Raw genomic sequence first — 13,709 nt, 5'->3', positions numbered from 1 at the left:
GGGAGCTGAAACCCATGAGATTTAAACAAACTGGTCTAGGTATACTTGTTCTAATAATGCTGATAACGGCAAGTATCGCCGGGGCAGCTCAGGAGGTGCCGGACAATTACCGGTTGGCTGCACAGTCTGCGGAGATTTCCTTGTATGTCGATGATGCAACAACATATATCGCTGTGCAGCACAACCAAACAGGTGACATCTGGTACTCCAATCCCATCAACAGCCGAACAGAAAGGGATACGCTGGCAATAGTTTACTACAATCCTTCTGATGAAATGAAGCAGATGAATAACTGGAAGGATAGTATTGAGTATGGCCAATACGAGATCGAATCTATTGACAATGGTATCCGTGTTAACTATCTATTTGGTCAGGAGTGGTGGGATGATGATTGGCTCCCATTGATGGTGCCCCAGGATCGCTTTGAAAACGAGATCCTGCCGAAGCTGTCGGACAAGGATGCCGATTGGCTTAAGAGCAAATACAAGTTAATAGGCCTTGAGAAGGTGAGTGAAGACAACCAAAGGGTTTCGATTACTCAACTTCCTAATCAGGACCAGCAGTTTGGAGATTATGTGGTTGTTTCTCCCGGCACAAAACTAAGCGATAAAGACAAAAGCACTTTAACCCTTCTGCTTGTTGATACAGTAGTTGCCGCTAACAACGATTTGACTGAAAGAGCAGATCTGCGGTTAGAGCATATTGAACAGCTGATCGATATGCCTGCCTATGTTATTGATAATACTATCAGACCGTGGGATCGCACAGACATTCAAAACTTAATGAAGTCCATTGACTATACTCCTTTTGAAATTGCTAAGGACCATGAGGCAAACAAAATCATACCACCAAAGCTCAATGTTGAAATCTTTCGCATCAGTGTAGAGTATGTTGTTGAAGGCGATTCTTTGATTGTCAGGATTCCAATGGATCTGGTGTACTATCCTGTTCAGGTTGAGCCAAATGATCGTTATATTACAGGTGTCTCCAGCTATTTTCGACCCACCAATCGTTCTGAAGTTTTTGATCACTTTGGTCAAATCGGCGGCACTTTGGTGGATTTTCCACTGTATTCAATCAACGTGCTGCCGCATTTCGGAGCATCCCCCACCGGTAAGGATGGTTACATCTTAATTCCCGATGGCTCAGGGGCTTTAATCCATACCGGTGTTGCTACTGGCGTGCAGTACGCGAGGGATGTCTATGGCACGGATCATACTATTGCTTATGGTCTGGCTGAACATGAATTTGTTGAGCGATTTGATCGCTATATAAAAGAGAGATTATATATGCCGGTCTTCGGTTTAAGAGAAGACAATAAAGCCTTCTTCGCTATTATTGAAGAGGGGGGCGGTATAGCAAGAATTAAGGCCAATACTGCCAGCAACATTATTCCTCATGCCAAGGTTTCCAGCGAATATGTGCTGATCCCATTTGGAAACATCAGCTTAACTGAAACGGACAGAACAGAGGAATTAGCGCGCCGCGCTAGGGGACAGATAAAAGCCTATGCTAAGGCACTGCCCGAAGAGGATATTGTAATTCGCTACTCATTTTTAGTTGAGGAAGAGTCTACCTATGTGGGTATGGCGAATCGGTTTCAGGAGCATTTGGTGAGAAAATACGGTCTTGAAAAACTGGAGCCAAGAACCGACATACCATTCTACCTGGAACTTGTTGGTGCAGCACCTGTGCGGAAATCGATCATGGGCATTCCCAGGAACGTAATCACATCACTGACATCGTTTGGTGAGGTTCAGGAAATTGTTGGTCAGCTGGATGACAGCGGGGTTAAGAATATCCAGCTCCGCTACCTGGGATGGCGAGAAGGCGGATTAATTCCAGGTATTCCTAATCGTGTTCGAATTGAAGAAAAACTGGGCAGCAGAGAAGAGTTTCAAGATCTAGTTAAGTTTTTACAAGACAGGGATGTTGGCTTCTATCCAGATGTTGATTTCCTCAATATTTACGACACTAAGTATGCTAGAGTCAATCTGAAACGTCATGTGGCGCAGAGCTTGAACCGCCAGCCTGTTTGGCTGATTCGGGATAACCTTTTCCAAGCGTTTGCTACAGCACCAGGTCAGCTCAATAATTTTATTGATAGTTTTATGAAAGACTATCAAAATTTGGGAATTAGCGGTTTGGCATTAGGGGACCTAGGTACGCAGATTAATTCAGACCATAATGTAAATAGTACGGTTTCACGAGCTGACAGCTTGGTGATCAATCAAGACGCAATGAAGCGTTTGAATAAGGAATATGGTCTAGAGCTGATGATCAACAGGGCAAATGTCTACGCCGTACCTTACGCCAGCCATGTGGTAAACATTCCACTGACTGCCAATAATTACAATATCGTCGGGCGCAGTATTCCATTTTACCAGATGGCGCTCCACGGTTATGTGAATTATACCGGAACTCCGCTGAATCACGCATCTGACCTTGATTTCGCAGTGCTTAAGTCATTAGAAACGGGAGCGGCCCCTTATTTCAGCTGGATGTACAAAGAAGGAACTGAGGTCAAAGGCACAGAATTTGATCATCTCTTCCCTAATTATTACGGTGATTGGTTTGAACTCGCTGTTGAAATTTATGATAAAATGAATGCTGTGCTGAGACAAGTTCAAGGTCAGCGTATTATCGGTCATGAAATGCTGACTGAAAACGTATATAAGACCAGTTATGAAAATGGGTTGAGCATTATTGTTAATTATAATGCGGAGGCAGTCGAGTTTCAGGGAGTTGAAATAGAAGGTACCGGTTTTAAGCTGATTAGGGAGGGTGAACCGAATGAAGCGTTTTAGGTTGACCATGCGGCAGCGGGAGAATGTGTACGGGTACATCTTTATTCTCCCCTTCGTGATTGGGTTTCTGCTGTTTGTTTTGGCGCCGGTAATCCAGTCAGTTGTTTTGAGCATCAACGAAGTTACCATTACGCAGACCGGTTTTGATACGACCTATATCGGTTTTGAAAACTATTACTTCGCTTTGCGGGTTCACGCGGATTTTCTGCGTCAGCTCGTTGAAGTAATGGGCATTATGCTTCTCAATGTTTTTTGGATCTTGGTATTTAGTTTCTTTGCAGCGCTGCTGTTGAATCAAGAATTCCGAGGCAGACTGGTTTTCAGGGTAATTTTCTTCCTTCCTGTAGTTTTAGCATCGGGAGTAATTCTTCAGCTCGAGATTCAGGACTACATGATGGGAGTTATTGGAGGAGAAGTTCAGGAGACCTACTCGTTTATCGATTTCCAAGCGTTGAGTAATTTCCTGACATACCTCCAGGTACCTGAAAAGTTTATGGAGTACATTGCCCTAGCCGTTGATGGTATTTCGAGTATTATCAACGCATCCGGAATTCAGATTCTGATCTTTTTGGCGGGACTGCAGTCAATTTCTCCTTCACTGTACGAAGCCTCAGAGGTAGAAGGCGCAACAGCGTGGGAAAACTTCTGGCTGATTACTCTGCCAATGGTCAGTCCCTTGATTCTGACAAACATCATCTATACAATTATTGATTTCTTTACATCGACATCCAACTCATTAATACAGTTAATTCGCAATACAACCTTCCAGGGAGCCGGATTTGGTGTGAGCGCAGCCATGTCTTGGATCTATTTCGGCGCGATCTGCGTGATCTTGGGCATTGTCTACCTGATCTTTAACAGACTGGTATTCTATCATGATTAGGGCTGGGAGGTTATAAAATGGCTAAAACGGGTGCACAAATCAGTTATGGCAAGCTGATAATTAGGGGCAGGAGTGTAGTCAACTTCCGTACGCTGGGCAAAGTGGTCACGTCCATACTGCGCTATTTAATCTTGATCGGAATATCATATGTGATTCTGTATCCTTTGATCGTCAAGTTTAGTTCATCGATCATGACCAGGACAGATATCTGGGATCCTTCGGTTCTGATCATTCCAAAATACCCAAGCTTAAATAACTATAAGCTTGCGTATCGGTTCATGGAATTCCCGATCGCCTTTTGGAACTCGTTTAAACTGGCAATTCTGGTGAGTTTATTCCAGTTGATTTCCTGTACTTTAGCAGGATATGGTTTTGCTCGCTACAACTTTGTTGGTAACGGCTTGTGGTTTGCCTTGGTAATATTCTCGCTGGTAATTCCACCTGAGCTGATTTTGATTCCACTGTATTTGAATTTCCGCTTCTTCGACTTTTTCGGCATCCTTGCCGGCGGCGGACTCAATCTGCTTGGAACTCACTGGCCATTTTTGCTGCCGGCTATGACAGCATCTGGTTTTAAAAATGGTCTTTACATTTATATCATGCGTCAAATCTTTAGAGGTGCTCCGAAAGAGCTGGAAGAAGCAGCGTACGTGGACGGTGCCGGACCATTCACCACTTTCTTGAGAGTCGTACTGCCCGGTGCCAGACACGGATTGGTAATTGTGTTCCTGTTTTCTTTTGTGTGGATGTGGAACGACTTCAACTTAACCAGTTTCTACTGGCCAAAGGCAAAAATTCTGCCGATTATGCTTAACGATTTAGCACGAAATGTACTAGGAGACCAGTATCTCCACGCACCGGTGGAAGCATCGCTAGTCAACAATGCGGGTAGTTTTCTTATTATCCTGCCGCTGTTAATACTGTATGCGTTCTTGCAGCGATACTTTGTTGAAAGTATCGAGCGCACTGGTCTGACCGGATAAACGGATTTAAGGGGGGTGGTTTTGGATTTAGGATGGTAGGTTAAGCTCTAATGATCATAAAAAATACTTTTTAGAGGAGGAATATGATGAGAAAGATTAAGTTAACACTAATTACTGTTCTCTGCATGCTGTTATTAGCTGGTATTGCTGGTGCTGAAGATTATGTTGCACCACCTGGAGTTCTTTCTCCTGAAGAGGTTGATTTTGGCGGCGCAACTGTTACCATCATTCGTGGTGCGCTCCCAACAGATGAAGATCGTGTTGCCAGAGCTGAAGAACTGTTTAATGTAAAATTTGACACTCTGCGTCTGGAAAGTGCAGATCAAATCATGGCTAGAATCATGGCTGGAGACTCAAAATATGATATTATCAGATCTCCTCATCGTGAAGGTTACTTTGCGTTAGTATCTTCAGGCATGCTTTGGCCAGCAGGCGATTATCTGCCGGATGAGTTTTATGAGAGCCTGCCGAATACTGACCGTTACATTATCGAAAAATTAAAGTATGAAGGTAAGCGCTACGGTATCGGTGTTCACCAAGACGTTGTTAACGATACTATGATGATCATGTCCTACAACAAGGACTTAATCGAGCTTTATGGCTTGGAAGATCCATACGAGCTGTGGCTTGATGGTCAATGGACTTATGACAAGCTCGAAGAAATGGCAACCATTATTACCCAGGACACTGACGGTGACGGTTTAATCGATCAGCGCGGTATTACTGACATTAATAACTACTACGGCTTTATCCGTTTTGCTCCTTCAAACGGCGCAGAGCTGGCTGTTCAAGAAGATGGCAAATGGGTATTTGCTTACAACCGCGAGAATGCGATTGAAGCGTTCAACACCATTTTACGCTGGAGAGAACTTGGCATTATGGGTGATGGTGACTACAATGCTGGTAAAGTCGGTTTTGTTATGCACACTCACTTAGGTGGCAACCGCCATGCTCAAGCAGCTGGTGTTAACTTCGGCTTAGTACCGATGCCGAGAGGACCTCACGCAGAGCGCCATTACTATCCGGCATTTGACTTCTTCATGATGTATCTGCCGGTTAACGCTGAAAATCCGGAAGCTTTGGTTGCTTTGGCTAACTATCTGTACCGTCCTGGCGACAGAATGGAAACTCTGGATCAAATGGTCAGCGACTGGATGACAACTCAAGAGCACTACAGAATGTATATCACTGCAACAGAAGAATGGCGCGGTGAAGGCGACGTGTTCCAAAACACTGATCTCTGGGGTATTGCTGGTACACCAATTAACCAAGTACTTGCTGGAGAAAAAGGTGCAGCAGCAGCCATGGACGAAATCGCTGCTGAAGCTCAAGCCTTCCTTGATGACCTGTTCAAGCAATAATCTCAGCAGTTTAGGATATACGGGGATAGGCCAGTCCCTTAATGGGACTGGCTTTCTCAATCAATATTTGACTATGATGCCAGTTTAAGGAGGAGTATAATGAAAGTTAGAAATGTCGCTTGGGTAATTACTGCGCTGCTTCTGGTTATTCTCAGTGGTATTAGTGCAGCAGGTGATTATGTGCCGCCACCGGGTGTTCTTTCCCCTGATCAAGTCGATTTTGGCGGGAAGACTGTTACCATTATTCGGGGCGCTCTGTCTGCAGACGAAGAAAGGGTAGCTGAGGCTGAGCAGTTGTTTAATGTAAAGTTTGATACAATCCGTTTGGAAAGCGCTGATCAGATTATGGCTAGAATCATGGCCGGCGATTCCGCCTATGATATTATCAGAGCTCCACATCGCGAAGGATATTTTGCTCTGGTATCCAGCGGCATGCTGCTTCCGGCTGATGATTATTTGCCGGAGGAGTTCTTTGAAAGTCTGCCCAATACTGATCGGTATGTCATTGAAAAGCTGAAATATGAAGGTAAGCGCTATGGTATTGGTGTTCATCATGGTGTGGTCAATGATACCATGATGATCATGTCGTACAACAAAGACCTACTTGAGCAGTACGGTCTTGAGGATCCATATGAACTTTATCTTAACGACGAATGGACCTATGACGTCTTAGAAGAATATGCAATCATCCTGACCCAAGATACAGATGGCGATGGCTTAATCGACCAGCGCGGAATTACCGATGTAGCAAACTACGCTGGCTTTATTCGGTTTGCTCCTTCTAACGGAGCCGAACTCGCAGTTCAAGAAGATGGCAGATGGGTATTTGCTTATAATCGGGAAAATGCAATTGAGGCATTCAATACGATTTTAAGATGGCGTGAGCTGGGCATTATGGGTGATGGGGACTACAACGCTGGTAAAGTCGGTTTTGTAGTTCATACTCACCTTGGTGGAAACCGCCACGCTCAGGCTGCAGGGATCAACTTTGGTTTGGTACCTATGCCGAAAGGACCTCACGTAGATCGCTATCACTATCCAGCTTTCAACTTTACAATGATGTTTCTGCCTGTTAACGCTGAGTATCCAGAAGGCTTAATTGCACTGGCTAACTTCCTCTATAGAGAAGAAGATACCATTGCAACCTTGGATCAAATGGTCAGCGACTGGATGACAACCCAGGAGCACTACAGAATGTACGTCACTGCAACCGAAAGCTGGCAGGGCGAAGGGGACATTTTCCAAGGTACAGATCTTTGGGAAATTTTAAGAACACCCATAACTGAAGTTCTTGCTGGTGAAAAAGGCGCTGCAGCTGCGATGGATGAAATTGCTAATCAAGCGCAAGCCTATCTTGATGACTTGTTTAACCAATAGTGCTTTATTAATGTGAATCAAACACAGCCCTGCATTTTTGCAGGGCTGTTTTCATCTTTTCTTAAAATAGCGGCAGGGATACTGCATTTTATCGCCAATATATTATTATAAACTATATAAAGTAAAGGGGGTTTGAATTTTTTTGCTTTTTACCTTAATGTAATTTAGATTTGGGAGGATATGTAATGAACAAAAGACTACTATCAGTGCTAACAATTATCGTTTTAGTTGCTGCTGTGCTGGGAGCATCTGCAGCCGCGTATACTCCTCGCCCAGGGGTTTTAAGTCCGGATGAAGTTAATTTTAACGGCAAGACTGTAACCATTTTAGTAGGTGACTTAGGTTATACCGGTCACAATGGCGGTTTGCCGACTGATGAAAGAGTCCGTGAAGCAGAAGTATTATTCAATGTTAAAATCGAAACCCAAAGCCTTGGTACTAAAGATGTTGTAGACACACTAACAGCAAGAATTATGGCCGGAGACTCCAAACTGGATGTAATTCGCATGCCGCACCGCTATGGTTATTATACTTTAGTATCTACCGGCATGCTGCTGCCTGTCAGCGAAATTCTCCCGGCTGAATACTACGAAGCTCTGCCGAGCGTAGATCGCTACACAATCGAAAAATTAGAATACCAAAATAATCTGTATGGATTTGGTGTTGTATACGGATTGTTCAACCCAACTATGATGTTTACAATTTACAACCGCGATATGATCGAGCAGGAAGGTCTGCAGGATCCGTACGAGCTCTATCTCAATGGTGAGTGGAGCTTTGAAACCATGACTGAACTTGCTGCAGCTGTTACTAAAGATTTAGATGGTGATGGCCAGCCGGATCAGTTCGGCATCGAAGACAAAAGCGTCAGCCATGACTCCAGAATCTACCGGATTGCAGCAGCAAACGGCGCAGAAATTGCTAAGCCGAACAGCGAAGGTAAATGGGTGTTTACATACAACCAGCCTGAAGCTCTTGAAGTCATGACCCAGGTTGCAGCTTGGAGAAAAGACCTGGAGATAACCGGCGGCAGCCTCGCTGGCGGTACAGCGCTGTTCAATACTCACAATCACTTAGCCGGAACACGCAACTTAACTATCAACTTCGGTATGGTTCCGATCCCAAGCGCAGTTCCCGGCGAATACCGCTATCCGGTATTTGACTTTGCTATGAACATGCTGCCGCTTAACAGTGAGTATCCGGAAGGTTTAATTGCTTTAACCGACTTCCTCTTTAGAGAAGAAGACGGTGAGGAGTTCTTAGACTTTAATATCAACTCCTACATGAAAGACGAAGAGCATTTCCGGGTTTATATGGACGCAGTTGAAAACTGGCAGGGTGAAGGCGACCCCTTCCAAGAACTGATTTGGGCTAAAACCCAGCAAGCTGTAATCTCCGTTATTAACGGCGAGAAAGGTGCAGCAGCTGCTATGGATGAAATTGCTCCAACAGTTCAAGCTGAATTAGATGACTTATTTAAACAATAAGGTATAATAAAATTAACAGCTCTGCTGAAACAGCAGAGCTGTTTAATATCTAACTTAAGGAGGTACCGGGATGATTGATAGAAAAATGCTGGTAAGCAGGCATAATCCAAAGATTCATGAGTTTGATCCTTTTGCCCCCTTATCAGTAGGTAACGGTGACTTTGCTTTTACTGTAGACAGCACAGGTCTCCAGACATTTCCTGAGCTTTATCAGGATGGAATGCCGATTGCCACAATGTCCAACTGGGGCTGGCACAGCTATACTACACCAGATCATCTGCTCGGCAGGACAATCAAGCTGAAAGACTACGATACCTTTGGCCGTCCGGTAGGCTACCACACTAGTCCGGAAGGGCAGGAGGAGCTGTTTGATTGGCTTCGCATTAACCCTCATCGTTTTCATTTAGGTCAGATCGGTCTAGTAATGGCCCTGAACGATGGTAATCCGGTTCAGCCAAGCGATGTGCACAGCATTAATCAAACGCTGGATCTGTGGACTGGGGTAATTACCAGCGAGTTTAAGGTCGAGGACAGCCCTGTCACTGTAGTCACAGCTTGCCATCCTCATCAGGATTTAGTTCTGGTGTCGGTAGAATCACCTTTAATTGATGAGGGCAGACTGCAGGTCAAGATTGCTTTTCCCTACGGATCCCACCACATGTCCGGTGCGGACTGGCAGCAGCCGGATAAACACAAGACTGTTGTTTTAGAATCTGATGCCCAATCGATCCAGTTTGTTAGGACCATGGATGATGAGGTATACTACTGCGCGATGCAGTTTGCGCATAAAACAACAGTATCCAAGCTGGATGCCCATACATACGCGTTCTCCCCAATAGAATCAGGAGCTCCGCTTCAATTTGTTTGTCTGTTTTCTCCACAGCAGTCAAAACAGCCGCTGCTCAGTTATGACGATGCTTTAGCAGCGGTCAGGCTCCACTGGCCCCAGTTTTGGCAGAGCGGAGGAGCTGTTGAGTTAGCTCACAGTCAAGATGAGCGGGCTAACGAACTTGAGCGGCGAGTGGTGCTGTCTCAGTATGTGACTGCAATTCAATGCTCAGGTGTCCTGCCGCCTCAGGAGACTGGCTTGACTACCAATAGTTGGTTTGGCAAAGCTCACCTGGAAATGCACTGGTGGCACGCTGCCCACTTCCCGCAGTGGGGAAGACCACAGCTTTTGGAAAACAGTTTATGGTGGTATGATTACATCATGCCGAAAGCTAAGAAACATGCAGCAAATCAAGGTTATACTGGAGCTAGATGGCCGAAAATGGTAGGGCCGGATGGTGTGGATTCTCCTTCAAAAGTTGCACCTCTGCTGATCTGGCAGCAGCCCCATCCGATTGCTTATGCAGAGCTGATGTACCAGAGCTATCCAACTCAAGAGACTCTGGAACGCTATTATGACATAGTGATGGAAAGTGCCGAATTTATGGCCAGTTTTGCTCACTATGACGAGAATCGGGGCGAATATATTCTAGGGGCGCCGATTATTCCCGCGCAGGAGTGTCACCGGGCTGTTGAAACTCTCAATCCTACCTACGAGCTTGAGTACTGGTGGTTTGCCCTGCGGATTGCTCAAGAGTGGAGGGCTAGAATGGGTATAGAGCCCAATCCTAAGTGGGATGAGATTATCGAAAAACTGGCGCCGCTTCCGGTTAAGGACGGAGTTTACTTAGCCCATGAGCATTGTCCTGATACTTTTTCTAAGTTCAACTATGATCATCCATCTATGTTGTGCGCTTGCGGAGTGCTTCCGGGTACCCGTGCAGATCATGAAGTAGTGCGCAATACCATTAGGACCGTATTTGAGACTTGGCAGTGGGATAGAGCTTGGGGCTGGGACTTCCCGGTTGTTGCGATGGCTGCAGCGCGGGTGGGTGAGCCAGAGCTGGCTTTAGATGCGTTATTTGTAGATTCTGTCAAAAATACCTGGCTGCCAAACGGTCATAATTATCAGCGTCCGAATCTGCCTTTATATCTACCCGGCAATGGCGCACTGCTGCTAGCTGTGGGTATGATGGCTGCGGGTTGGAACGGTGGGCCTGATGTGCATGCACCCGGTTTCCCACAGGATGGATCGTGGAAAGTAGCTGTCGAAGGAATTAATAAATACTGGTAAAATTAAATAATTTTGGGAATGCTAGAGTCGAGGTGATCAGGATGACTAATGTCACTTACTTACTCGTTAAGTTTGTGTCAATGTTAGTGCTGAGTTTGCTAACCTTGACTCTTTTTGATTCTAATCCATTTGGATTAGTGCTCGTCTATGCCTTAATTACTACAGGAGTTAATTATATGATCAGTGCACGGCTGTTTGAATCCGACGATGTTAGGAGCCCTGCGGCATTGGCCGAAGGAATCAGTTCAATGCTGATTGCTTGGCTGATGTCGCTGATTGTGCCTGGGTTCCGCTCGACATTTTTAACCTTGTTTGCGCTAGCGTGCGCGGTAATTCTCAGCGGATACTTTTTTCATAGTTTGTTAATACCGGAAATAGACAAATAAAACGCAATGTTAAATCTAAAGTGAGAAAGCAGGAAACGGAGAATGATTAGCAAATAAATATTAATAGATGTCAACAAAACATTATAAATGTTAAATGAGGGGGAGGGGTGCAGCTCTAAATCTCGAGGGTGTGATGGCTCTGCTAAAAAAATAATCAGGAGGGTTTAGTGTGAAAGCAAGAGCGAGAAGTCTAGTGTTGTTATCGCTGGTTGTATGTTTGGCATTGGCGGTTTCCGGAATGGTTTCCGCTTATACACCGCGTCCGGGTGTACTGAGTCCGGATGAAGTGGACTTTGGCGGGAAGACAGTAAACATTCTTGTTGGTGACCTCCACTACGTAGTGTTTAACGGCGGTCTTCCGCTTCAAGAGCGGATTGCTGAAGCAGAAGAACTCTTCAATGTAAAGATTCAAACAGGTAATACCGGTGGAGCAGAGGCTATGATCGCTCGGATTTTAGCGGGTGATTCCACATATGATATCTTCCGGTTTGAACACCGCGGCGGCTATTTCCCATTGGTAACTCAGGGGATGCTGCTCCCGGTAAGTACAATTTTGCCGGATGAGTATTTCGAATCTCTGCCGCGCGCAGATCGCTATACTATCGAAAAGTTAAGATATCAAGGCGAACTCTACGGATTTGGCGTTACTTATGATACCTTCAATGGTTCGATGATGATTACCATGTATAACAGGGATCTCTTTATAGAAGCTGGCCTTGAGGAGCCATATGATCTGTGGAAAGAGGGCCGCTGGACCTATGACGAAATGGAGCGCCTCGGTATTGCATTAACCCAAGATACTGATGGCGACGGAGTAATTGATCAGTGGGGTATTGGCGATTTGGGTAATCCGGCAGCTGTTTATCGCTTCCTGCCTTCTAATGGCGCCGAGGTTGCTAAGCAGAAGGATGGGAAATGGGTATACAGCCTCAATGATGCTGACGCTATCCATGTTCTCAACACCGTTAACCGCTGGCGCAATGAACTGCAGATTATGGGCAGTGGAGACTTCCTCCAAGGCAAAGTTGCAATCGCTCCCCATACTCACATAGCTGGAGCAAGACACGCGATCAATGCCGGTATGAATATTGGTTATGTACCTCAGCCGAGAGGCCCTCATGTTGAAACCAATAGACAGCCTACATTTGACTTTGCCGCCAACTTCCTGCCTGTTAATGCGGCTGAACCTGAAAAATTGATCGCTCTAGCCGACTTCCTGTTCAGAGAAGGGGATGGAGATGAGTATCTCGATTTCTACATTAACAGCTATATGAGATCGAGAGAGCACATGGAAGCGTACATGGCATGTGCTGATAACTGGCAGGGCGAGGGAGATATCTTCCAATGGTCAGGCTTGTGGGATATCACCGATGAGCAGGTTTCCCTAGTTATCAACAATGAGAAAGGCGCAGCTCAAGCTACTGACGAGGTTGAGCAGCAGGCACAAGCTTTCCTCGATGATTTATTCGGACAATAATTATTAAAAGCATTTCAGCTGAAAGGCTCTGCCCTGGGCAGGGCCTTTTTTCATGTTAACAAGGAGTTTGGTAAGATTCACCGAAGTATAATCAATGTAAAATAAATAGAGGTGGTATCAGTGTATGTGGCAGATATTTACGCAATTATTCTCAATTGCTCCTGAACTCTTGTGGAAGTTCGTGATTGCGATGCTGGCAGCTACTGCAATCAGTCTAGGCATTGGTTGGGTGTACAAGTTTACTCACCGCGGACTGAGCTATGAAGCGACCTTCTTGCCTACACTTGTCAGTATGGCCCCGATTGTCTGCTGTGTGATGTTTTTTATTCAGGGCAATTTATCTCTTTCATTGGGACTAGTAGGTTCCCTGGCTATTATCCGCTTTCGCACTCCTATTAAAGACTCTCGAGATATGGTTTTTCTGTTTTGGTCGATCGCTACCGGATTAGGTGCCGGAACTGATAATCTCGGTTTGGTTTTGGCAGCTGGTGTTCTTGTAGCGCTATTGTATATTATTATGCATTATGTTCGATATGGCGTTCCCACTGATGCGGAATATGTTTTGATTATCAGAGGCGAGGAAGGATTCCCGGCAGACCAGATCAATCAGGTGATTTCTTCGTTGGGGATTGAGGCATATCTGCGGTCCCATGAAGTTAAATCAGATTATTGGGAACGAGTTTTAGAGTTAAAGCTGCTGAAAGTCAATCAAGACCTAATGGATCAGCTTGTCGGCTCCATCAGCAAACTGGATCAAGTTTCTGAGGTTTCTCTGTTAGCTCCGCAGCTCGCTTTACCGCTATAATCTAATACGATCTAAAGGATG

At 45.2% G+C, this 13,709-nt stretch carries 10 protein-coding genes; all 10 read left to right on the top strand.

The genetic code is table 11. The features are described 5' to 3' along the window. Positions 1-14: 14 nt before the first annotated feature. Positions 15-2,807 carry a hypothetical protein gene (locus GX019_01765; GenBank protein ID HHT35882.1) on the top strand — a complete coding sequence of 931 codons (2,793 nt, stop codon included), beginning with the start codon at positions 15-17 and terminating at the stop codon, positions 2,805-2,807. Beyond that, the gene (locus tag GX019_01760) at positions 2,794-3,690 is read left to right on the top strand and encodes a sugar ABC transporter permease (protein HHT35881.1); all 897 of its coding nucleotides are present in this window, start codon (positions 2,794-2,796) and stop codon (positions 3,688-3,690) included. The genes GX019_01765 and GX019_01760 overlap by 14 nt, the downstream gene beginning before the upstream one ends. Before the next feature lie 17 nt (positions 3,691-3,707). Continuing rightward, positions 3,708-4,673 carry a carbohydrate ABC transporter permease gene (locus tag GX019_01755; protein HHT35880.1) on the top strand — a complete coding sequence of 322 codons (966 nt, stop codon included), beginning with the start codon at positions 3,708-3,710 and terminating at the stop codon, positions 4,671-4,673. An 86-nt stretch (positions 4,674-4,759) separates the two neighbouring features. Next, on the top strand, positions 4,760-6,034 hold the full coding sequence (locus tag GX019_01750; GenBank protein ID HHT35879.1) for a carbohydrate ABC transporter substrate-binding protein: 1,275 nt from the start codon (positions 4,760-4,762) through the stop codon (positions 6,032-6,034). Positions 6,035-6,133: 99 nt separating this feature from the next. Next, positions 6,134-7,411, top strand: a complete 1,278-nt coding sequence (locus GX019_01745; protein ID HHT35878.1) for a carbohydrate ABC transporter substrate-binding protein — start codon at positions 6,134-6,136, stop codon at positions 7,409-7,411. A 185-nt stretch (positions 7,412-7,596) separates the two neighbouring features. Beyond that, positions 7,597-8,898, top strand: a complete 1,302-nt coding sequence (locus GX019_01740; protein HHT35877.1) for an extracellular solute-binding protein — start codon at positions 7,597-7,599, stop codon at positions 8,896-8,898. A 70-nt stretch (positions 8,899-8,968) separates the two neighbouring features. Then, positions 8,969-11,020 carry a glycoside hydrolase family 65 gene (locus tag GX019_01735; GenBank protein HHT35876.1) on the top strand — a complete coding sequence of 684 codons (2,052 nt, stop codon included), beginning with the start codon at positions 8,969-8,971 and terminating at the stop codon, positions 11,018-11,020. Positions 11,021-11,061: 41 nt separating this feature from the next. After that, complete coding sequence (locus tag GX019_01730; GenBank protein HHT35875.1) at positions 11,062-11,406, top strand: DUF2512 family protein; 345 nt, start codon at positions 11,062-11,064, stop codon at positions 11,404-11,406. A 169-nt stretch (positions 11,407-11,575) separates the two neighbouring features. Next, positions 11,576-12,883 (top strand): extracellular solute-binding protein, encoded by a 1,308-nt coding sequence (locus tag GX019_01725; GenBank protein HHT35874.1) that lies wholly within the window; start codon positions 11,576-11,578, stop codon positions 12,881-12,883. A gap of 124 nt (positions 12,884-13,007) precedes the next feature. Next, complete coding sequence (locus GX019_01720) at positions 13,008-13,688, top strand: DUF4956 domain-containing protein (protein ID HHT35873.1); 681 nt, start codon at positions 13,008-13,010, stop codon at positions 13,686-13,688. The last annotated feature ends 21 nt before the right edge of the window (positions 13,689-13,709 follow it).

The sequence above is a fragment of the Bacillota bacterium genome (genome assembly GCA_012837335.1).
Lineage (GTDB): Bacteria > Bacillota > Limnochordia > Darwinibacteriales > DTU012 > DTU012.
The sequence above is the reverse complement of the archived record's forward strand: the minus strand, read 5'-3'. Positions and strand labels throughout refer to the sequence as shown.

Excerpts from the sequence above, each read along its gene's own strand:
- GX019_01765 (HHT35882.1), top strand. The coding sequence starts at position 15 with ATGAGATTTAAACAAACTGGTCTAGGTATACTTGTTCTAATAATGCTG.
- GX019_01760 (HHT35881.1), top strand. The coding sequence starts at position 2,794 with ATGAAGCGTTTTAGGTTGACCATGCGGCAGCGGGAGAATGTGTACGGG.
- GX019_01755 (HHT35880.1), top strand. The coding sequence starts at position 3,708 with ATGGCTAAAACGGGTGCACAAATCAGTTATGGCAAGCTGATAATTAGG.
- GX019_01750 (HHT35879.1), top strand. The coding sequence starts at position 4,760 with ATGAGAAAGATTAAGTTAACACTAATTACTGTTCTCTGCATGCTGTTA.
- GX019_01745 (HHT35878.1), top strand. The coding sequence starts at position 6,134 with ATGAAAGTTAGAAATGTCGCTTGGGTAATTACTGCGCTGCTTCTGGTT.
- GX019_01740 (HHT35877.1), top strand. The coding sequence starts at position 7,597 with ATGAACAAAAGACTACTATCAGTGCTAACAATTATCGTTTTAGTTGCT.
- GX019_01735 (HHT35876.1), top strand. The coding sequence starts at position 8,969 with ATGATTGATAGAAAAATGCTGGTAAGCAGGCATAATCCAAAGATTCAT.
- GX019_01730 (HHT35875.1), top strand. The coding sequence starts at position 11,062 with ATGACTAATGTCACTTACTTACTCGTTAAGTTTGTGTCAATGTTAGTG.
- GX019_01720 (HHT35873.1), top strand. The coding sequence starts at position 13,008 with ATGTGGCAGATATTTACGCAATTATTCTCAATTGCTCCTGAACTCTTG.